Below are 20,743 nucleotides of genomic sequence, written 5' to 3' on the forward strand. Positions count from 1 at the left end.
CCCCTTAAATGACTAAGTTGCATAGACTAAGCTAAATATAGCAGCACGCACGTGTTCCGGCAAGAAAAATTCGTTGCGCGGATTAAAATAGCGATGGTGGAATCTTCTTTAATAGCGTGCCGTGCTCCTGACCGGTACGAATCCCGCGTTCTCAATGAGCCGCCGCAGGCCGGGCTCCGAACCGGCGTCCGGGGTGCGCGCGCCGGCCGCGTGCACGACCTTCTCGTAATGGTACGTTGCGCCGATGTCGTCCACGCCGAACGAGAGGAGGACCTGCGCCATCTTCTCGCCCACGTACATCCAGAGCGCCTTCACGTGCGGGACGTTATGCAGGAACACGCGCGCCGCCGCGTACACGCGAAGGTCGTCGAACCCGGTTACGGCACGCCTCGCGCGCACCTTCGTGTGCTCCTCGTGAAATGAAAGCGGCACGAACGTCTTAAATCCGCCGGTCTCGTCCTGTAAAGCGCGGATGCGCGCCATGTGGTCCACCAGGTGTTCGGTTTCCTCGACATGGCCGTAGAGCATCGTGGCGTTGGTCTTGAGTCCGGCGCGGTGCGCGGCGCGCATCACCTTGAGCCAGCGGTCCCCTGAGATTTTTTTTGGGGCGAGCACGGTGCGCACGCCCTCGTCGAAGATCTCGGCGCCCCCGCCGGGGATGGCGCCCAGGCCCGCATCCATGAATTTTTTAAAGAGCTCGTCCATGGTCATGCCGCCCAGCTTCGCGAAGTGGTCGTATTCCACGGCGGTGAAGGCCACGATGAAGAGATCGCTCTTCACGCGCTTGATGCGGCGCAGCATTTCGAAAAAATAATCCAGGGAGAGTGCGGGATTTATCCCCCCTACGATGTGTACTTCGTCGATCCCGAAGGCGACCGCCTCACGCACGCGCGCCTCGATCTCGTCCAGGCTGAAGGTGTAGGCGTCCGGGTCGCAGGCGTCGCGTGAAAACGCGCATAACGGGCATCGCAGCTCGCATACGTTCGTGTAGTTAAGGTTCATGTTCACGCCGTAGTACACGCGGTCCCCGTGGAGGGCGCGGCGCACGTGGTTCGCGATGAGCCCCAGTTCAAGGACGTCGCCCGTCGTGAGCATCGCGTGCGCATCGTCCACGCCCGCGGGCTCGCCGTCGAGCACCTTCCGGGCGATCGCGCGGAGCTTCGTGTTGGAGAATGCGGCAAGGTCCATCATGGGTGCGTGTTTCCTCCGGGGGCGCCGTCAATCGCCTGAAGGCGCATCGGCCCCCCATGTTTTATACAGGGAGTGCTCCACACCGAGTAACGTCAATATCTTTCCGGCGATGAAATCGATCACGTCGTCAAGGCTCTCCGGGTGCGTGTAGAAGGCGGGCGCGGGAATGACGATGTCGGCGCCGGCGAGCTTCACCGCGCGCATGTTTTCGATATGGATGAGCGAGAGCGGCGTCTCCCGGGGAAGAAGCACGAGGCGGCGGCGCTCCTTGAGGGCGACGTCGGCGGCGCGGGTGATGAGGGTGTTCGCGTAGCCGGAGGCGACGGCGGCGAGCGTCTTCATGGAACAGGGAGCGATGACCATCGCGTCGAACGGGAACGAGCCGCTCGCGGGGGGCGCGAACAGGTCATCATGTGCACACTCGCGCAGGAGCCCGGGAGGGACGCGAACGCCCCGCGCGTCAATCACCTCCGCGAGCGAAGCCGGATGGCTCTTTCCCCGGAAGAGCTCGTGCGCGATCGTCTTCCATCCCATCTCCGATACGATCCCGATGACGGGCTTTCCGCGCGCGAGAAGCGCCTCGATGAGGCGCACCCCTATTACGGCGCCGCTTGCGCCGGTGATGGCTATGACATGCATGCGCCCAGTGTACCGCTACTTGAAGAAGACGTCAACAAATGTTCCCGCGAAGAGGACCGGGGAGACGAATCGATTGAGCAGGAAAAATTCGTGTATCGCCGCCGCGGGATCGTCATGGCGCGCGAGCGACTGCTGCCGGTAAAAGATGATTGCGGTGGAGAACACCGCCGCCCAGTAGGGAATGCCCCGCGCGGTCATGAACCCGGCGAGCGCGAGGAGCCCCGTGGCGAGCACGTAGCACGCGATCGATATCGCGAGCGCCTTCTCCTTACCAAGGCGCGCGGGGATGGAGAAAAGCCCTTCCTTCCTGTCGAAGTCCACGTCCAGTATCGCGTACACCACGTCGAGCCCGGCGATCCAGAACAGGATCACCGCGCCCAGGATAAACGGGAGCATGTCGAACTCCCCGGTCACCGCGAGATAGCCGCCCACCGGCGCCGCCGCCTCCACGATGCCCAGATAAAAATGAGAGGCGGAGGTGAAGCGCTTGAAGTAGGAGTACGTGTACAGGAGCACGATCGCGGGGAAGGACAGATAGAAGCACAGGCTGTTCAGCATGAGCGCCGACACGACCAGGAGCGCCGATGAACCTACGCCCAGCATGAGCACGTCGCCCGGCTTCATGGCGCCGGCCGGGAGCGCCCTCCCGCTCGTGCGCGGGTTCTTTGCGTCGATCACGCGGTCGATGTAGCGATTGAAGGACATGCCCGCCGTACGCGCGGCGAACAGGGCGATGGTCGCCCATATCCATGTGATGAAGTCCCCGCCCCCGGCGAAGAGGATGCCCAGGTACGCGAAGGGCAGCGCGAAGAGCGTCTGTTCGATCATGATAAGCTCGGAGAACTTTTTAAAATCCATACTCTTTCCATCTCCTGGTCACAAGCTCCCGCATTTCGGGGCTCATGCGTATTTCCTGGGGCCAGTCGCGGCCCATTCCTTCCTCACGGGTCTTCCGCGTGGCGTCGATTCCCATCTTGCCCCCGAAGTTCGCGTAGGGGGCCGAATGATCGAGCGCGTCGAGGGGACCCTCCGCGAGCATGAGGTCGCGCCGCGGGTCCACGTTGTTCAACAGCTTCCAGAGCACGGTGCTCGAGTCGCGGAGGTCGATATCGGCGTCGAAGATTGCGATGAACTTGGTCGAGGCCATCTGCCCCAGGCCCCACAAGGCGCTTATCACCTTCTTGGCCTGTCCGGGGAACTCTTTGTGTATGGACACGAGCGCGCAGTTGTGGAACACACCCTCCAGGGGAAGCTCGATGTCCGCGATCTCCGGGACGACGAGCTTCATGAGCGGGAGGAAGATGCGCTCGGTGGCCTTCGCCATGTAGCAGTCCTCCATGGGGGGCTTGCCCACGATCGTGGCCGGGTACACGGCGTTCGCGCGGCAGGTGAGCGCCGTTATGTGGAACACGGGGTAGGTGTCGGCGGGCGAATAGAAGCCGGTGTGGTCTCCAAAGGGGCCCTCGATGCGTTCGTCGCCCGGGTCCACGTATCCCTCCAGGACGAAGTCGGACTCGGCGGGCACGTACAGGTCCACGGTTTTGCATTTCACGATCTCGATCGCGCTTCCCTCCAGCCAGCCGGCGAACATGAGCTCGTCGATATCCGGCGGGAGCGGCGCGGTCGCCGCGAAGGTGACCGCGGGCGAGCCGCCCAGCGCGACGGCGACGTCCATCCTGCGGCCCAGCTCCTTGTGGGCGCGGTAGTGGCGCGCCCCGTCCTTGTTGTACTGCCAGTGCATGCCGGTGCTCCGGCCGTCGAATTTCTGCATGCGGTACATGCCGTAGTTGTGCACGCCGTTCCCCGGGTCCTTCGTCGCCACGATGGGGAGCGTAATGAAGGGGCCGCCGTCGTGCGGCCAGCAGGTGAGTATGGGCAGCATGTCCAGGAGCGCTCCCTGCGAGTGCACACGCTCCTGGCAGGGGGCGCCCTTCACCTTTTTAGGGATGAGCCCGGCGATGTCCTTTAGCGTGAAAAGTACCTTCACCTTCTCCGCAAGCGTGCGGGGCGGGTGTATCTTTACGAGGGTTTCGATGCGCTTGCCGATCTCGTCGAAGGTTGCACATGAGAGGGCGCGCTGCATGCGCGGGAAGCTTCCGAACGCGTTTATGAGCAAGGGGAACGCGGAGCCTTCCACGTTTTCAAAGAGGAGCGCCGGTCCCGCGGGCTTGCTCATGCGGTCGGCGATCTCGGTGATCTCGAGACGGGGCGAGACCTTCGCCGGGACGCGCCTGAGCTCCCCGGCGGCGTCCAGGGCGCGGATGAATTCCATCAGGTTCTTATGCGGCATCTGTGCTCCTCAAAAAACTCAAAGACGTGTAAGAGTGGGAGAGGTGGGGATATCTCCATTTCCTTAAAGTCCCGTCCTGAAATAGTCAGCCTAGGCGCGGTGAGCTATTTTTCAACCAATTATTTGGTTGCAAAAGGGCCACGGTACGTCTTACCTATAAGGCGCGCACTTACATTATTATCGGCTAAATTACAGTGATACTCGTCATATTCGGCGGAATAGGCATTTTCCTCGTCGGGATGATCCTCATGACCGACGGGCTCAAGTCGGTGGGGGGCGATACCCTGCGCGCCTCGCTCACGCGCTTCACCGGGGGGCCCGTCTCCGCGATCGCGTCGGGCTTCGCGGTGACCTCGCTGTTGCAGGCGTCCGCGGCCACCATCCTCGCGACCATAGGCTTCGTGAGCGCCGGCTTCATAAGCTTCACGCAGGCCATCTTTATAATATTCGGTGCGAACCTGGGTACCAGTGTCACGGGCTGGATCGTGTCGCTCCTGGGTTTCCAGGTGAAGCTGGGAATCATGGCCATGCCGCTCGTGGGCGTCGGGGCGCTCATGATGCTCCTCCTCCACGGCAAGAACGCGTCCCGGGGTATGGTGCTCGCGGGCTTCGGGCTGCTGTTCGTGGGGATTGATACGCTGCAGCTCGGCATGAGGGACATGGCGCTCTACGCGGACGTGGGGACGTTTCCGGGAACGGGCTGGGCCGGGAGGCTCGCGCTCATCGGCATAGGGGTGCTCATGGCCGCGCTCATGCAGTCACAGAGCGCCGCCCTGGTCACCGCGCTTGCCGCGCTGAACACCGGGAACGTCTCGCTCGAGCAGGCCGCGGCGATAGTTATAGGCCAGAGCATCGGGAAGACCAGCACGGCGGCCATCGCTGCGTTTGGCGCATCGGTCCTGGCGCGGCGGGCGGCGCTCGTTCATATAAGCTTCAATTTCGCGGCGGCGGCGCTTGCCTACCTGCTCTTCCCACAGTTCATTCTGGCGGTCCGGGGGGCGCTGGGGACCGTAGGTGTATCGGACCCCGCCATACTCCTCTCCGCGTTTTTCACCATGTATTACCTCGCGGGCATCGTCGCGCTGTTCCCCCTGGTTCCGCGCTTGCGCGATTTCATAGAGCGCGTGCTCCCGGAAAGGGGATCCGGGCTCACGAGGAACCTTGACAGTAACGTCTCGCACGTGCCCGCGGTCGCCGTTGAGGCCGCCCGCCGCGCGACCGTGTCGATCGCCGCACATATAATGCTCTCGCTCCGGGGGCTCATGGACCCGGAAATTCGCTACCGCGAAATTGAGACACGCCTCGAGGAGTCCGAAAGGGCGCTCCGGGAGACGAGCCGGTTCCTGGGAGGCGTGCGTTCGCGGCCCGGCATGGCGGCCGTGCACCAGCGCCACCTTTCGCTCCTCCACGCGGTCGACCATCTCGACCGTATCGTCGACGCGTGCCGTGAAAAGGACGAGATCCGCACGGTCGCCCATGTCGGGGCGCTGCGCACCGTGGCCCTTGACAAACTCGCCCAGCTGGATTCGGTGATGGGCTGGCTGCAGGGCTACTCGAACGAGGCGCCGGTACCCATTCTCGAGGCCATGTCCCAGTCCCTCGCGGGTATCCGCAAGGCCCAACGCGCCGAGGTTTTGGAGCTGACCGCGACCGGGGCGATTGGCGCGGAGCACGCCCTGGAACAGCTCGAGGCCATGCGCTGGCTGGATCGCCTGGCCTACCATATCTGGAGGGCCATCTATCACCTGAGCGAAACGCTGCAGGAGAAGGTCGCCGCGCCGGCCGACGCGCCGCGGAGCCAGAACGGGCGCCGCCATGGCGGCCGCGGGATGGAAATTTAACTTCGCAAAAAAGTTGACAGGGCCGATACCTGAACTAGAGTAGCGGCGTCACCGTTCCGCATTTCCATGTACGCTTCAGGCGAGGTCATTATGAAATATCTGCTGGTGCGCCAGTTTTACAACAACTCGATAGATAATTTTTTCAACTTCTTCAACCGGATCGTGGACTTCGGCAAGCTTCTCGTCGAAACCTTCCTGGTCTTCATGGACATCTGGTATCAGTTTTTCATGATATTCATAAATATTTTCAGATACTTCTACTACCTGGTGCTCTTCGGCATCGATAAATCGACGGAATCCAGGTCGACCATCATTTTCTGGAGAAAGCTGCCCGAGCGCAATCCCTTCCAGCCGGGCCGCGTCTTCACGCGTGAAATCCACAATCCCATTCCCGCAGCCTACGGCCGTCACGCGGCCGCGGCGGTTTCCCAGGGAGCAACAGTCGCGGTGTCGGGCATCAGGGGCATCAGGGGCACCGTCGGCACGGTGGCCTCGGCGGCGAGCTCCGTTACCTCGGCGGGCGGAAAACTCCTGAAGCCGTCGGCAGGCGCGGCGAAGCGCTCGTTTGGAAAGGGATTCCTCCAGTTTTTCGCCGACCTCGCGTCCGGGATCAAGACGTTTTTCATGAAGCCGGCGCGCCTGATTGCCGACACGGTTATGCGCAGGATGAAACCCGTAAAGGACGAGGAGCCCGGGGTTGCGGGAAGCCTCATCGAGCAGTACCTCAAGGAGTACGAGAAAAAACGCAGGGCGTAACGCGCCGGGCAGGCCGTCATGAGCATTCTTCCGCGCCGTCTCGTGTCCCTCCCGCTCATGATCGTCCTTGCGAACGCGCTCCCGGTCGTCGAGGTCCTTAACGGCCGCATGCGCGTGTTCGACGTGGTGATGCTCTACTGGCTGGAAAGCGTCATCATAGGCGGATTCAACATCTTCAGGATCGCGCTCGCACGCGGCGGTCCTGCCGGGAAGCCAAAACTTTTCCTCGTCCCCTTCTTCATGTTCCATTACTTCGGGTTCATGCTCATCCAACTGGTCTTCATTATCGCGCTCGTGGGCGGGCAGGTGCGTGATTGGGGCGAAATCTCGCCGGGAGGCGGATGGTACGCAGCGGCACTTCTCGCCCTTGGGGCGGGACACGCGTACGATTTTTTCGCGGGGTACGTGGGGGAGGGCCGCTACCGGGACGCAAACCCCGCCTCCCAGATGTTCAGGCCGTATGTCCGCGTCGCGATACAGCAGGCGGTGATCCTGGGCGGGGCATTCCTCTCGGGCCGGCTGGGCATGGGGGATTCCATGGTGTATCTTGCCATACTCGTGGCGCTCAAGGTGGGTGCGGACCTGGCAGGTTACTATATAGAACGCCGCGCGGGCGCAGGGAAAAAGATCACCCGCCGGGAGTTCCTTTTTCCCGCATCCCTGCGGGGAAGGTGATGACGAAATGCGCGCCGCCCCGGTTGAATACCTGCAGGCTTCCCATGAGCTGCATGGTGAGCAGCTTGACGATGTACATTCCCATTGACGAGCAGCGCTCGATATCGAAATCCTCGGGGAGACCCACCCCGTCGTCCTTCACGCTGAACCGGTAGTTCCCGTCATCGAGGCCGCATTCCACCCACACGGTCCCGGTATGGTCCCCGGGGAACGCGTATTTGATCGCGTTGGAAACGAGCTCGCTTATTATCAGCCCGCAGGGCACCGCGATATTGACATTCAATTGAAATCCGCACGCGCTCGCCTCGAGCTTGATCCTCCGGCTCGAATATATCGACGACCCCGCCAGCATCTGCATAAGCCGCGGGAGATAATGCTCGAAATCGATGCGCCCAAGGTCGTTGGACTGATACAGGCTGTTGTGGATGAGCGCCATCGAGTGAATGCGGTTCTTCATGTCGTTGAATATCTCCACCACGGCGGGATCCCGCACCCCCTGCGCCTGGATATTCAGCAGGCTGGAAATTATCTGCATGTTGTTCTTCACGCGGTGGTGTATCTCTTTCAGGAGAATCTCCTTCTCGTGCAGGGACGCGATGACCTTCTCCTCCGCGATCCGGCGCTCGGTAACGTCGCGCGCGATTCCCTCGACGCCCAGGAGCTTACCCGCCCCGTCGACCACGGGAACGGTGACATGCTCCGTGAACGCGAATCCGCCCTCTTTCTTGCGCAGCCGCAGGATGATCGGTTTCGCGAACACGTCCGAGGAGGCCTGGATGTCCAGGAGCTGCGCGCGGTCCTCCTCATGAATGATGTCCGTATAGGAAACCGAATGGTCGTAAATTTCCCCGGGGGTATACCCGGTGACATCCTCAACCGAGGGGCTGATATAATCGAAACCGGGGAGGGGGCTCACGCGGTAGCGGTAAATAATGTCGCGCGAGCTTTCAATGAGCATCCTGAAACGCCGCTCACTGTCGGCAAGCTCCTCCTCTGCCCGCTTCTGCCTCGTGATGTCGTCCAGGTAGCAGACGAAACAGGTGGTGATCTTGTTCTGGTCGAAGATGGGCTTCACGGTCTTGTCGAAGTATTTCCAGGCCCCTTCCCGGTTTTTGATACGGCACTCGATTTTCCACTCGCCCAGGGTCCAGAGCACCTGGTTCGAGAAGAACTGTTCCATGGACTCCCTTTCGGCGGGATGCAGAAGGTCGAGCTCGTTTTCGCCGATGATATCGGCATCCGTGTAGTCGAGCACCCTTCCGACCGAGGGGCTTGCGTAGAGGATCGTGCCGTCGCCCGCGACGATGAGTATGACGTCCGAGATGTGCTCGATGAGCATCTCGTAGTAGTGTATCGTCTTGAGAAGGGTATTCTCGGATTTGGTGACCTCCGAGACGTCCTTGATGATGCCTATGGTTCCGTAGTAGCGGCGGTCGTCCTGTTCCTGCCCGCGCCGGTGAATCCCCACCGCGTACGCCTCGCCGTCCATCCCCGCGGAATCGCCTTCCGGATCGCGCTGCTCAAGACGCAGCTTAAGATTCCGCGTAACGCGACTTCCCGTCCTCCGTTCGTCGAAAAGCTTGGGCGCGGCCTCGTCCCCGGTTGCGGTGCCCCTGAGGAGGACCGTCGCGTGATCGTAGGATATGTCCCCGGCGGTCCCCTCCGGGAGGAGCGTGCTGAAATGCTTTCCCATGAGTTCCGCGGGGTCGTGCCCGAGCTTGCGCACGGCCTCGTTCACAAACGCGAAGTTCCCGCTGTCATCTATGATGTAGATGATGTCGGGAATTGCCTGGAGAAGCGACTGGTAGATAAGCGAGTCGCCCAGGAGGTCGTGTGAATGTGCGCTCATGTGGTGTGGTGAATGTTTAGATTTACTATATAAAGATTTTAAACGATTTTCAGAATATATTCAAGAAATAATAATAATAATCTCCAGTATCGCGGATTTCGCATGACGCGTGTTTGTTGCAGGGCCGTCGATGCGTGCCGGGGTAATCCGCCATAACTGCTGCGGATAACGCGCCTGCGGACAGACGGTGGCCGAAATACTTCAATTGAAAGGAAAAAACGAACCGGATGGACGGTGTTTATTTGTTAAGCTGATCCTGTGAAAGGTGTCCTTTCATTGGTTCGGCGTGTAAGAAAGGGAGAGGTGAACCCTCCCCCTTTCCGCGAGCAAGGTTCCACGACAAAGGCTAGAAGCGCGCCTCCACGCGCTCGCGTATCCCGTTCACCTTTTTGCGGTATTCGAGCTTGTTGAGCGCGTCCACGAAGGAGAGTATGCCCGCGACCGAGATGTCGATGTTCACCCCGTTGCCGGTGACGCGAAGTGGTTTTCCCTCGTACTCTTCCTCGACGGTGACCGTTACCTCGCACAGCGCGTCGGAACCGCCCGTTATGGCGACCAGGTTGAAGGTCTTGATCCGCGCGCTCGTGCCGGTGATCTTGATCACCGCGTTCACGCCCGCGTCCACGCCGCCGTTCCCGTGCGCAACGTCGAAGGTTTCGGCGCCGTCCCGCTCGCGGTCCTTCACGGTCACCAGGCTCATGGGCGGGGAATACATGCCCGTGGAAATCTGGACGTTAGTCACCTTGAAGCGGCCCTTCTCCTTGTAGAGGGCCTCGCCTATGAGCACCTCGAGGTCCTCGTCGAAGACCTGCTTTTTTACGTCGGCCAGCGCCTTGAAGTACTTGAAAAAGCGCTCGAGCTCCTCATCGTTCAAATTATAGCCGATCGCCTTGAGCCGGTCGATCACGGCATGACGCCCCGAGTGCTTGCCCAGCACCAGGGTGGAGTGGCTGATCCCCACGTCCTCGGGGTTCATGATCTCGTAGGTCATCGCGTTCTTGAGCACGCCGTCCTGGTGGATGCCCGATTCGTGTGCGAACGCGTTCGCGCCCACGACCGCCTTGTTCGGCTGGACGGTCACGCCCGTAATGTGCGTGAGAAGCTTGCTCGTGGGCATGATCTGCTTCGTGTTGATCCCGGTTGTGCAGTTGAATATCTGCGCCCGGGTCTTCACCGCCATCACTACCTCCTCGAGCGAGGTGTTGCCCGCGCGCTCGCCGATGCCGTTCACGGTACATTCGATCTGCCGCGCGCCGGCCTCGACCGCCGCGAGCGCGTTGGCCACCGCGAGCCCCAGGTCGTTGTGGCAGTGGACCGATATTACCGCCTTGTGGATGTTGCCTACGCGCTCGAAGAGGTAGCGTATGAGATCGTTGAACTCAGAGGGGATGCTGTACCCCACCGTGTCCGGGATATTCACCGTCGTCGCGCCCGCCTCAATGGTCGCCTCGACCATCTTTGCCAGATATTCCCGGTCGCTGCGCGTCGCGTCCATGGGCGAGAACTCCACGTTGGAGGTGTAGGATTTCGCGCGCTTCACCGCGGCGATCGCGAGATCGAGCACCTCTTCGCGCGTCTTCTTGAACTGGTGGACGATATGGATGTCCGAGCTCGAGATGAAGGTGTGAAGGCGCGGGTTCTCGGCGTTCTTTATCGCTTCCCAGGCTACGTCTATGTCTTCGAAATCGGCGCGCGCGAGTCCTGCAACCTGAACGCCCTTCACGCGTTCGGCGATGCGCTTCACCGATTCGAAATCGCCCTTGGACGAGCGGGGAAAGCCCGCCTCGATCACATCGACCCCGAGCCTGGTCAACTGGTCGGCAAAGTGAAGCTTCTCGTCCATATTCATTGAAAAGCCCGGCGACTGTTCCCCGTCGCGGAGCGTGGTATCGAAAATGATGATTTTATTGTCGTTCATTGCCTGAATCTCCTGTTCGTGTTTGTGCATATGCTCACACTTTTAGCCGCGCGCCAATCCGGCGCCGTCACGCTTTCTCGAGACTCCGCGGGATATTTTTCATTCCCTTACACCTCCGATGCCGCCAAAATAAAAAGGCCGTCGCGGTTTTCCGTGACGGCCTTTGGATATTCAAAGACAATAGCTATATCACGAAATCCGCGCGATGGATTCCTCCGTAAGTCGCAGCAACGATAGGGCGAGGCTTATGTTCAGATCTCGTGAATTCATTTCGTTTAATTGCATACAAGCTAAGCGCGCACGGCGAAACTGTCAATATTATTTACGGATTATTCGAGAAATAACAAAAGCGATTTCTTTCGGTAATTCTGAATCACAAAAACTGCCTCAGAAGGCCCCCTGAATCCCCCGGAGGGTATGGAAGCGTTTTTTTAACTTGGGAGACCGTTGGTCGAACGTTCAGGATGTGATTGACAGCGCGGTTTCCGATGATATAACGCGCTCATGAAGGGTGGCCCGCGAATCGGCGCCCGAACCCCGCCGTGCGCCGTGACTCTCCGGCGTGCCGATCGGCCGGGTACACATATGCTCCAGGGGGAACGCGATGCCCATTTACGAAGTCAACAACCGGAGGCCCAGGATTGGCGAGGGGACGTGGATCGCGCCGTCGGCGGAGATCATAGGGGACGTGACAATCGGGAAGAACTGCTACGTGGGATTCGGGGCGATCATCCGCGGCGATTACGGGACCATCACCATAGGCGACGAGACCGCGGTCGAGGAGGGGGTCACCATCCACGCGCGCCCCTTCGACAAGACCGATATCGGCACACGGGTGACGATCGGTCACATGGCGATGATACACAACTGCACCATCCACGACTTCGCCGTGATCGGCATGCTCTCGGTGATAAGCGACTATTCCACGGTGGGCGAATGGGCGATCATCGGGGAGCACTCCCTCGTGGTGAACCGCCAGGTGGTTCCAGGCGCGAAGGTCTACGCGGGAGCGCCTGCGAAGGAAAAGGGTGACGTCCAGCAGAAGCATCGCGATGTCTGGAACCTGGGCAAGCAGATATACGTGGACCTCACCTCGCAGTACCGGGAGAGCTTCAGGAGAATCGATTAGGGAGGGAAGGGCCGGGGGGCCGATGCGCTCGCGTGCCCCGGAGTGTGCTATGGCATAACGCGGCTATGCGCGGATGATTGAAAATCAATCTCGACCACAAAACCGCATCTGCAGCGGCATTTTTCCCGAAACACCTCAGTCCCCGAACACAATCCGGATGCAACCGACCCCGGTGCCGGGCCGCGTGCGGGGTTAACAGGTGGCGCATAACGGATTCCGGACGGAATCGTTCAAAATTCGTTGCGCTGCGTACCGGTCCCCAATGAGCGAAAAGGCGCGGGTCAACTAAATCGGTCCGGCCTACGCGTCGAAGAGCGTAACCTGGCGCTCCAGGTAATCGGCGAGCCGCGAGACTTCTTCGGCATGATTTTTTAGTACGTTCAGTATCTCGGAATTCGCCTGCGTAATCTCATTCACGGACGATATCGACTTCACGATCTCTTCCGACGCGGTCATCTGCTCGGCCGACGCGTACTTGATCTCGCTCGCGCGGTCCTTGACGATGGACGCCTGCTCGTTGACACCATGGTTGATCTCGTCCTGGCTGGCCATAACGCCGGCGATCTCGCTTATCCTCGCGTTCACCGCCCCCACGCCGTCGATGATCCTTCGTATGGTCAGCACCGCCGTGTCCATCGTCGTCGAGCCCCGCGCTATTTCGCCGATATTCAGCTTAATAAGGGAGTCGATTTCTTTCAGGCTCGATGCCGTCTGATCGGCAAGTTTGGATATCTCGTCGGCCACGACCGCGAACCCCCGGCCCGCGTCCCCGGCGCGCGCGGCCTCGATCGCCGCGTTGAGCGAAAGCAGGTTGATCTTGTCCGATATCGAATCGATGATCTCGACGATGCCCGTCATCCGGTCGGAGCCCTCGTGAATTTTAGTCATGCTCGATTGCATGGATTCCAGCGACGACTCGCCCGATTTCGCATGGACCGCGATATCGTTCACCACGGTCATGCTCTCCTTGATCTTCCCGCCGGTGCTGTCGACCATCCCCGACAGTACATTGAGCCGGTCGAGGAATCCCGTGACGGTCTCGAACTGCGCGGACGCGCTCCCGGCGTTGTGCTCCGTGGTGGACGAAACTTCCTCCATGGCGGCGGTGATTTCTTCGGCGGAGGAGGCCTGGCTCTGGAAATTGTCCATGAAACCGAGCGTGAGCGATTTCATCTCGCTGGACGAGCCCGCCAGGGTCTGCGACGAATCCTTCACCGATTCGAGCAGGGACTGGATTTTACGGTAATTGTCCCTGTTGGTTTTTGCTTCCCTGTCGGACCTCCTGATGGCGCCCTCCGTGATGGAGACGATGAGATATGAAAGCACCGTGACCAGGGCGAACGTGAAGACAGAGTCGACCACCCCGACGCGGGCCGCCTGGGATCCAAGCTCGTCCAGCCTGTCCCGTACCATGATGTAAAACGCGAGATCGCCCGCTATGAAGAACACCGAAACTCCGACCAGCAACTTTCTCTTACAGAAAAGGGCGGCCATCACCACTATGACAAGCATAAGATAGAAATACGAGGTATACCCGGTATGGGGATCCTTGGCGAGCTTCGCGAATTGCGCGAGCATCAGGAGGAGGGCCGTCCCCATGACAATGAAATTCGCGGCGGCGGTGTATCGCCCGCTTACCAGGATAAGCAGGGTGCCCAGTATCATGAAAATGAGCGTGCCGATGGCGATGACGGAACGCTCGTAGGATACGGGTTGGGCGACAAGGAAGATCGTTATCATGAGCAGGAGTATGGTGATCGTGCTCACGCTGAAGTAGTACAGCGCCCCCGCCTTTCGCTTCACCAGGTAAGAATCGTCGCCGAATTTATTTTTGATAAACGAGGGAGCGGTTTTAAATAACGCCATGGCGATCACCCTATGCCTCGATGCTCCCGCCTCATCCCGGGACGGGGCAAACCTCCATGCGTAGCGGATCGCGATGATTGTTCACCCCTTGGCCATACTGGATCGGAAGCGGGTCGTCGAATCTGTATGTTTTTGGTATGAAAATTTATCCATACAGTGGTCCCTGTATTATATTATGTCAATCGTTTTACGATGATGGGGATACGCCGCATAGCCGTGCATGGTGGTTATATCGGAGACTGTGGATAAAGGCCGGCGTTACAGGCCGGACGCATTCCCCATGCGAGCCGCATCCGCATCGCGCGGGAGCGGGAAATATCAGCCCCCAAATCATCCGGATTTTAGGATGGGACGATGCCCGGGGACTACCCGGGAGATCTGCGCCTATACCTTTTTTTTGAAATTCTTCCGCACGTACTCGTCCAGATAGTGCGATGGGTTGTCGATCGCCTCGCCCGGTATGCGGAAATTTTCGAGGCCCATGAGCTTGATGCCGTAAGGGTAGTCGTGGAACAGGTCCTCGCATACCTGGTTGACGCTCTTGTGATTGGCAATCGCGATTTCCTGAATACGCTCCGCGGCGTCCCTGTCGAACTCGATATAGATGCCGAATTTCACCAGGAAGTTTTTCTGGAAGCTCTTGATATTGTCGTTCAACAGCATCTTGCGCAGCGCCGCCTCGGGTTCGTCGACCACGCTTTTATCGACCTGAAGCTGGGTGATCTCGGTGGACGGGAGCGTCTTCTCGAACTTGATGAGCGCCTTTTCGAACACGGACAGCAGCCCGCGCGCCCCGGTCTTTTCCTTGTTCGCCCTGCCGGCGAGCACGCGCAGCGCCTCGTCGGTGAAATCGAGCTCGATCCCGTAGGACTTGAAGTCCATCTTTTTACCCAGCACCACGGTGGAGTACTTGTTTTTGAGTATCCTGAACAATCCGTCCTCGGACATTTCGTTCAGGACGACCGTGACGGGAAGCCTGCCCACGAACTCGGATTCGAACCCGAACTGGATGAGGTCCTCGGTCGTTACCTTTTTGAACAGGTTCTGGACGTCTTCCCGCCGTGCGCCCGCCTTCTCGAAGCCTATCGACTGCATGTTCATGCGGCGCCGGATGATTTCCGTAAGCCCGCCAAACGCGCCCGATACGATGAAGAGGATGTTCCTGGTATTGATTTTCTTACGGGTGACCTTGCCGGTGCGCTGCGCCTCCATGGCCGCCTCGACCTGCGAGGCGAGGTCGTGCGGTGTCTTTAAATCGACGTCGGATTCCTCCATGAGCTTGAGGAGGTTCCGCTGCACGCCGGTGCGCGATACGTCCGGTCCCACGAGGCTCCCGGACGACGCGATCTTGTCGATCTCGTCAAGGTAGATGATGCCGTACTCGGCACGGCTGATATCGCCGTCGGCCTCGTGCACCAGTTCCCTCACCAGGTCTTCCACGTCGCCGCCCACGTACCCGGTTTCGCTGAACTTGGTCGCGTCCGCCTTTACGAACGGCACGCCTATCTTCTTCGCGATGAGTTTTATGATGTAGGTCTTGCCTACGCCCGTGGGGCCTATGAGCAACATGTTGCTCTTGATGTTGCCCAGGATACGCTCTTCCTCGGGAATCGATTTCTCGAGCTTCATCCGGTTGAAGTGCGTGCACACCTTGGTCGCGATGATCTCGACCGCGCCCGCCTGATCCACCACGTACCGGTTAAGGTAGCTCTCCAGCTCTTCGGGCTTGATGCTGAAATTCACATCCCCCCGATGGCCCGCGGCGCCGGTTTTACCGCCCACCGTTTCCGCGCTGGGATTTGGGCCCTCGGTCAGGTCGCTTTTCAGGAGCTCCTCGAGATCCTTGTTGGTTTCATACGCTGGTTTCGTCATTTGTTCGTTTCCCCTGGCATCTGGCTCGCATCGTGTACTGCCGCCTATTCCCGTATCTATTCCTGCGGGATGTATAAAAATACAAAACAATTATGGGCCAAAAATAAAAAATTTCACTTTTTAAGAAAAAATGCTTGCCATATACTACACATAAATATACTATATATTTGTAAGGAACACGGAGGTGTAGTATGGTGTCTATCCAGGGCGAACTTATAATGAACCGACCTTCAGGGGAACAGGCGGTGTCCCTCAAGGTATGCCCCGAATGCGGCGCACGGCTGGTTCCCGAATCGGGCTGTTTCTACTGCAGATCGTGCGGCTATTCTCCGTGCAAAGTTTAAGGATGCGGATTGCAGATAATCAAATCGCAACTCTTAGAGAAGCGAAGCGTCAACGGATTTCGGGGTTCCGATAAAACCACAGGTTGATCGGGCTCAAGCGTCGGCCATGATTACAAGGCAGCGGGTGCACACTAAACGTCAACTACAGGAGCGATATGAACGGTTATGAATTCAATGCAACTGGTTTTCATGCTCAGGGTCCCGGGCCGCGGGCTGGATATCCGTATACTGCTCAGGGACAGGAAATTGCTCCTGGTCGTAAGGAGAACCGCTCCGCGCCCGAACCCGCGTTCCGCACCGTTGTCTCAATCTTTCGCGGTACGCTCGTCAACGGCGATGTAAAATCGTTCGACGCATGCGAGTCCTTTATGTTCTAGCTTAACACGAATACTATGGGACAGGGCTGTTACACATTCTCCCCTTTCGCCCCACCTTAACTCCCACCCCCCACTTAGAGCGATCCCTGTCTCTTTGTATACAAAGGGGAATCGGAAACGATTCCCCTATTTTTTTGGGTGCGCCCTTTATCCGGAAAGTGGACGCAATTTCCTGGATATTTAAATTAGTCAGTGACGAATCGCAGAAAAGTGCAATTGTTCTTGTGTGCAGTCAGGCCGCTGCCGGGTGCGCCTCAAAGACATGGATGATACCGATCTTCCGGTCGGACCCGCGTTCCTGGAGGTGCTCAGGGGGAAAATGTGATTTCGACGCACAGTTCATTCCCTGAGAAGCACATCTTGTTCCACGCCTATTGACAGACCGTGACCGGCAGTTTATTACTTTTTATCAACGAAGGCTCCATTCGGGGCCTTTTTATTTAAGTAATTGCGGGGTGCGGAGGATGTCCCCCAATCCGGCGGATCGTCCCCGATCCTGACCGGAATGGGAACTCGGATGGACGGTTTCATGGCAAACATAACTGTGTATGCGCTGCCCCGGTGTCTGCTGCTGCTGACGGGATTGTCGCTATTTAGCGTTGCCGTTACCAGGAGGAACCGGCGATCCGAAACGACAATGTTCGGACTTTTGTGCCTGTGGTCGTCTTTAACGGCATTTGATATTGTCCCCAATCTTTTCTTCAAGGGCGATACGGGTCGGATCGAGCGAATAGAGCGCGCCATTCACACCCTGTACGTGTTCGCACCCTGGATGGGGATTCTGTTCATTCATTCGGTGGCACGTTACAGGAACAGGGGGGTAACTGTCGCGGGTTTCGCCCTGAGCGCGGTCATATCGCTTTCTACATTTAGCGATTATTACATCTACGGCCTCCGGGAATCCCCATGGGGATACATTCCCAGGGCCGGCATCATGCTGCAGGTGTTCTTCGCATTCGCCCTGCTGACTATGATGTATGGAATCTTCATGTTATCGAGGAGAAACAAGAGCGCGGTCAATGAAAACGAGCGCGTCAAGCTCCGGCTCCTGGTGTTTTCCATAGTACTGTTTTTCCAGATGACGCTGGGCAGCCTCCCGGTGATGCACGGGATCGATTTCTATCCCGTGGGGAACTTCGTCTTCATCCCGCTGATTCTAATGGCCTGGGGCATATACCGATATGAATGGATTCCCGGTAAATCGTAATGACGCGGGCTTTAAATTGCAGATGTCGGAAAAAATTTTGTCAAATTTCAGACTTCATCTCGACTACTTCAACGAGAATATGGAGTTGATACTTTCTTATTTTAGGCGTTTGCCAAATCTATTCGCAAAATGCTCCCACTGGCTTCAGGCATGGGCGCGGTGTACAAAAAAATGGCGTGGTATTAAAATCTGCACCAGTCTCTTCGGGGGAATCACATGAACTACAGATTAGCAATGCGAGCGTTCTCACTCCTCACGGTCCTCTCCATGATGAACGTCGTTCAGTGCAGCAAATCCAGGGAGGCCAGGGCGGTCACGACCCTCGTCACCGGGCAGGTATCGGTCACCTACGACGGGCGTAAGCCGATCGCGCTCAACGTCGGCGACGAGGTAAGGCGCGGGGCCGTCGTCACGACCGAGGCAATGTCGTCGGCGACCATACAATTGAATGAAGTGGGAATAGTCCGTATCGCCGAGAATTCGCGGCTCGAACTGAAATCGATCATCGCCGAAAACGGGGCGACGGAGTTGAAGCTCGAAAGTGGGGCGATCTTCTCCCGCGTTTTAAAGAGGCCCGGAACGGAATACAGGGTGCAGACACCCACGCTGGTCGCATCCGTCCGCGGCACCGAATTCATGGTGACCTCGGACTGGTCGCGGGGCGGCGTGTTTGTGCGCGAGGGGACCGTTGCCGTATCCACGCCCGTGGACAAGACCGAGAAGCCCGTCACGGTGAAAAAGCGCGCCGCGGTCGGTAGTGACGGCCGCGCCGTGGTCGTCCCCCAGGTTCGCGTGGAGGAGCTCATCCTCGAGAAGCACGCGCTTCAGCCCTATATCGAGAATATCGAAACCAAAAAACCCGCCGAGATCGAGAAGGTGTTCAAGAAGATCGAGGTTGAGGAGCGGGCGATCGATCAGAAGATCGAGGACATTAAGCTCACGGCGCTGCAAAAGCTCAAAAAGCAGGGGAAGCCCCTGGTGAGGCTCTTTCTCAGGGACGGAAGCCAGATCATAGGTTCCGTCGAAGAAACGACCGCGGCCGGGCTCAAGCTCGACACGGGTGAGAGCGTCATAGAGATACCCAAGGGCGACATACGGCGCCGGGTGCCCGAGCAGCAATAGGAACCGGAAGGCGATTCGTGAACGAGGGAGATCGCTGATATGAGAGTCCAGGCGACACGAGCCATCCAGGCCGTCTCCATCCTTTTAGCGCTGTGTGCGGTCTTCGGGATGACGCACAACGCGGCGGCCGAGATCGTCTACCTGAAAAACGGCAGCGTCGTCAAGGGGACGATTGTCCGGGAAACCAGGACCGGGATCACGCTGAAAGACGGCGACCGCGAGCGGGAGATTCCCAACGCGGACATCACGCGGGTGATGTACGGGAACATGGACATGGAAGAGGTCTATATCCTGGGCATGGACGGTTCAATAACCAGGGAATACATGGTGGACCAGGACAAGGACGCGATCACCGTGCGTGACAAGCCCGACTCCCCGGCCGAGCGGACCATTTTGAGAAGGGACATCAGGGAGATTTCACGGGACGCCCACTATCCCGTGGACCTGGAGTTTTATATGAAACCCGCCGCCTTCGTGCCGCTTGATTCCGGCAGGGCCGATCTTAAGACGACGGGACAGTATACGCTCGGAATGGGATTCAATTCCATGATGGCGCCCAACCTCAGATTAATGTTCGAAACGGGCTTTCTCCGTTCGGAGAGCGGAACGAATTCCGGCCAGTCCCTGAGGATCGTTCCCGTCACCTTGAGTCTGGCCTACAACTATTTCCTCGCCCGGGAGTTCACGCTGATCCCGAAGCTGGGAGGGGGTCTGGGCATCTCGCAGTTTGAAACCGGCGAGGGGGACGTCATGAAGTCGAACCTGCTTGCGGCGACCGCGGGATGCGGACTGATGTATCGCCCGAACCGCGGCGCGTACTCCTTCGGGCTGTGGGCCGAATACGCGTTCTTCTTCGATGGCGCGAGCGTCTTCCAGGCCGGGGTAATAGGCATGTCGTGCGGATACAGGTTGTAGGGAAATGGGAAACACGATAAGGGCATTCCTGGCCGGGATATTTGCCGCATCAGCGGCGCTCGGCGGAGCCGGCTGCGGTGAGTCTTATATCGCCGATATGAAAAGCTTCGAAAAAAACGAGTCCCCGGTGATCGATACGTTTACGTCGAATATCGACCCCCTTGCCGTCGAGATCTATCCCGGCATGGAGATGCTGCTCACGGTGAAGGCACATGACATCGAGGGCGATCCCATCACCTATGCCTTCAAATCCGCGCAGGGGACGATGCGCAATCTGGTGCATACCGCCGACGGGTGCACCGTGGATTATTTCATAAAATCCACGTGCGGCAGCAGCGATTCAATCCCCATCACGGTCATCGCCACGGACGATAAAGGCGCGTCGTCCTCGCGCACCATCGACATGGGAGACGGCACGACCGGTCCTGTCTTTTCGTCATCGACCTGGACCGGCAGCACCACGCTCGCGTCCGGCGGCACCATGAGTGTCGACTTTTCAGTCGATCGCTCGGGATTCTACCAGGTGAGGTTTCAGAATTCGCTGGTCAGCACAATCGATTTTGATATGTCTCATGCTTCCTTTTTTTATACGGCCGGTGACCCGAAGACGGTCATATTCCATGCGCTAACCGGAACAGATGAGAACACAAACCTGCCGGCGGCGGGCACCTACAATGTCTATGTCCTGTTGCTCGATAAGTTCAATCGGCTGTCCTGCGTTTCGAATACGGTCACCGTCATTGATTAGGTCC

Annotated in this window: 16 protein-coding genes; 8 read left to right on the plus strand and 8 right to left on the minus strand. The window is 58.7% G+C overall.

Going from position 1 to position 20,743, the window contains the following annotated elements:
• Positions 1-108: 108 nt before the first annotated feature.
• Genes EPN93_18530 through EPN93_18545 form a run of 4 tightly spaced genes read right to left on the minus strand, consistent with a single transcriptional unit; the run spans position 109 to position 4,120 of the window.
• Positions 109-1,191, minus strand: coding sequence for a CofH family radical SAM protein (locus EPN93_18530; protein ID TAL31021.1), 1,083 nt, complete (start codon positions 1,189-1,191; stop codon positions 109-111).
• A 27-nt stretch (positions 1,192-1,218) separates the two neighbouring features.
• Positions 1,219-1,830, minus strand: coding sequence for a UbiX family flavin prenyltransferase (locus tag EPN93_18535; GenBank protein TAL31022.1), 612 nt, complete (start codon positions 1,828-1,830; stop codon positions 1,219-1,221).
• A gap of 15 nt (positions 1,831-1,845) precedes the next feature.
• Positions 1,846-2,688 (minus strand): 4-hydroxybenzoate octaprenyltransferase, encoded by an 843-nt coding sequence (locus EPN93_18540; GenBank protein ID TAL31023.1) that lies wholly within the window; start codon positions 2,686-2,688, stop codon positions 1,846-1,848.
• Positions 2,678-4,120 carry a menaquinone biosynthesis decarboxylase gene (locus EPN93_18545; GenBank protein TAL31024.1) on the minus strand — a complete coding sequence of 481 codons (1,443 nt, stop codon included), beginning with the start codon at positions 4,118-4,120 and terminating at the stop codon, positions 2,678-2,680. The genes EPN93_18540 and EPN93_18545 overlap by 11 nt, the downstream gene beginning before the upstream one ends.
• 194 nt (positions 4,121-4,314) lie before the next feature.
• Here EPN93_18545 and EPN93_18550 point away from each other — a divergent pair, with 194 nt between their 5' ends.
• From EPN93_18550 to EPN93_18560, 3 genes are all read left to right on the plus strand, one after another.
• The gene (locus EPN93_18550) at positions 4,315-5,961 is read left to right on the plus strand and encodes a Na/Pi cotransporter family protein (GenBank protein TAL31025.1); all 1,647 of its coding nucleotides are present in this window, start codon (positions 4,315-4,317) and stop codon (positions 5,959-5,961) included.
• 90 nt (positions 5,962-6,051) lie between these two features.
• Entirely contained in the window at positions 6,052-6,717 is a 666-nt protein-coding gene (locus EPN93_18555; protein ID TAL31026.1) for a hypothetical protein, read from the plus strand.
• 18 nt (positions 6,718-6,735) lie between these two features.
• Positions 6,736-7,392 carry a hypothetical protein gene (locus EPN93_18560; GenBank protein TAL31027.1) on the plus strand — a complete coding sequence of 219 codons (657 nt, stop codon included), beginning with the start codon at positions 6,736-6,738 and terminating at the stop codon, positions 7,390-7,392.
• Here EPN93_18560 and EPN93_18565 read toward each other — a convergent pair.
• Complete coding sequence (locus tag EPN93_18565; protein ID TAL31028.1) at positions 7,346-9,241, minus strand: PAS domain S-box protein; 1,896 nt, start codon at positions 9,239-9,241, stop codon at positions 7,346-7,348. The two genes, EPN93_18560 and EPN93_18565, sit on opposite strands and share 47 nt — an antisense overlap.
• 346 nt (positions 9,242-9,587) lie before the next feature.
• A complete protein-coding gene (locus EPN93_18570) occupies positions 9,588-11,159 on the minus strand; it encodes a 2-isopropylmalate synthase (protein ID TAL31100.1) in 1,572 nt (523 codons plus the stop codon).
• A 604-nt stretch (positions 11,160-11,763) separates the two neighbouring features.
• Between EPN93_18570 and EPN93_18575 the strand changes: the two genes are divergently transcribed.
• Positions 11,764-12,288 (plus strand): gamma carbonic anhydrase family protein, encoded by a 525-nt coding sequence (locus tag EPN93_18575; protein TAL31029.1) that lies wholly within the window; start codon positions 11,764-11,766, stop codon positions 12,286-12,288.
• Positions 12,289-12,588: 300 nt separating this feature from the next.
• Here EPN93_18575 and EPN93_18580 read toward each other — a convergent pair whose 3' ends face one another.
• Both EPN93_18580 and EPN93_18585 read right to left on the minus strand, forming a co-directional pair.
• Positions 12,589-14,154, minus strand: coding sequence for a hypothetical protein (locus tag EPN93_18580; protein TAL31030.1), 1,566 nt, complete (start codon positions 14,152-14,154; stop codon positions 12,589-12,591).
• Positions 14,155-14,538: 384 nt separating this feature from the next.
• The gene (locus EPN93_18585) at positions 14,539-16,026 is read right to left on the minus strand and encodes an AAA family ATPase (protein ID TAL31031.1); all 1,488 of its coding nucleotides are present in this window, start codon (positions 16,024-16,026) and stop codon (positions 14,539-14,541) included.
• 1,250 nt (positions 16,027-17,276) lie between these two features.
• On the opposite strand from EPN93_18585, the gene EPN93_18590 reads away from it, so the two are divergent.
• The 4 genes from EPN93_18590 to EPN93_18605 all read left to right on the plus strand — a co-directional run bounded on the left by EPN93_18590 (position 17,277) and on the right by EPN93_18605 (position 20,739).
• Positions 17,277-17,954, plus strand: coding sequence for a hypothetical protein (locus EPN93_18590; GenBank protein ID TAL31032.1), 678 nt, complete (start codon positions 17,277-17,279; stop codon positions 17,952-17,954).
• A 216-nt stretch (positions 17,955-18,170) separates the two neighbouring features.
• Positions 18,171-19,076, plus strand: a complete 906-nt coding sequence (locus EPN93_18595) for a hypothetical protein (protein TAL31033.1) — start codon at positions 18,171-18,173, stop codon at positions 19,074-19,076.
• Between the two features lie 39 nt (positions 19,077-19,115).
• A complete protein-coding gene (locus tag EPN93_18600) occupies positions 19,116-19,991 on the plus strand; it encodes a hypothetical protein (GenBank protein TAL31034.1) in 876 nt (291 codons plus the stop codon).
• Between the two features lie 4 nt (positions 19,992-19,995).
• Positions 19,996-20,739, plus strand: a complete 744-nt coding sequence (locus EPN93_18605) for a hypothetical protein (protein TAL31035.1) — start codon at positions 19,996-19,998, stop codon at positions 20,737-20,739.
• Positions 20,740-20,743 lie beyond the last annotated feature (4 nt).

Source organism: Spirochaetota bacterium, from assembly GCA_004297825.1.
Lineage (GTDB): Bacteria > Spirochaetota > UBA4802 > UBA4802 > UBA5368 > FW300-bin19.

Excerpts from the sequence above, each read along its gene's own strand:
- EPN93_18585 (TAL31031.1), bottom strand. The coding sequence starts at position 16,026 with ATGACGAAACCAGCGTATGAAACCAACAAGGATCTCGAGGAGCTCCTG.
- EPN93_18535 (TAL31022.1), bottom strand. The coding sequence starts at position 1,830 with ATGCATGTCATAGCCATCACCGGCGCAAGCGGCGCCGTAATAGGGGTG.
- EPN93_18530 (TAL31021.1), bottom strand. The coding sequence starts at position 1,191 with ATGATGGACCTTGCCGCATTCTCCAACACGAAGCTCCGCGCGATCGCC.
- EPN93_18545 (TAL31024.1), bottom strand. The coding sequence starts at position 4,120 with ATGCCGCATAAGAACCTGATGGAATTCATCCGCGCCCTGGACGCCGCC.
- EPN93_18575 (TAL31029.1), top strand. The coding sequence starts at position 11,764 with ATGCCCATTTACGAAGTCAACAACCGGAGGCCCAGGATTGGCGAGGGG.
- EPN93_18570 (TAL31100.1), bottom strand. The coding sequence starts at position 11,159 with ATGAACGACAATAAAATCATCATTTTCGATACCACGCTCCGCGACGGG.
- EPN93_18555 (TAL31026.1), top strand. The coding sequence starts at position 6,052 with ATGAAATATCTGCTGGTGCGCCAGTTTTACAACAACTCGATAGATAAT.
- EPN93_18565 (TAL31028.1), bottom strand. The coding sequence starts at position 9,241 with ATGAGCGCACATTCACACGACCTCCTGGGCGACTCGCTTATCTACCAG.
- EPN93_18595 (TAL31033.1), top strand. The coding sequence starts at position 18,171 with ATGAACTACAGATTAGCAATGCGAGCGTTCTCACTCCTCACGGTCCTC.
- EPN93_18605 (TAL31035.1), top strand. The coding sequence starts at position 19,996 with ATGGGAAACACGATAAGGGCATTCCTGGCCGGGATATTTGCCGCATCA.
- EPN93_18540 (TAL31023.1), bottom strand. The coding sequence starts at position 2,688 with ATGGATTTTAAAAAGTTCTCCGAGCTTATCATGATCGAACAGACGCTC.
- EPN93_18560 (TAL31027.1), top strand. The coding sequence starts at position 6,736 with ATGAGCATTCTTCCGCGCCGTCTCGTGTCCCTCCCGCTCATGATCGTC.
- EPN93_18590 (TAL31032.1), top strand. The coding sequence starts at position 17,277 with ATGGCAAACATAACTGTGTATGCGCTGCCCCGGTGTCTGCTGCTGCTG.
- EPN93_18580 (TAL31030.1), bottom strand. The coding sequence starts at position 14,154 with ATGGCGTTATTTAAAACCGCTCCCTCGTTTATCAAAAATAAATTCGGC.
- EPN93_18600 (TAL31034.1), top strand. The coding sequence starts at position 19,116 with ATGAGAGTCCAGGCGACACGAGCCATCCAGGCCGTCTCCATCCTTTTA.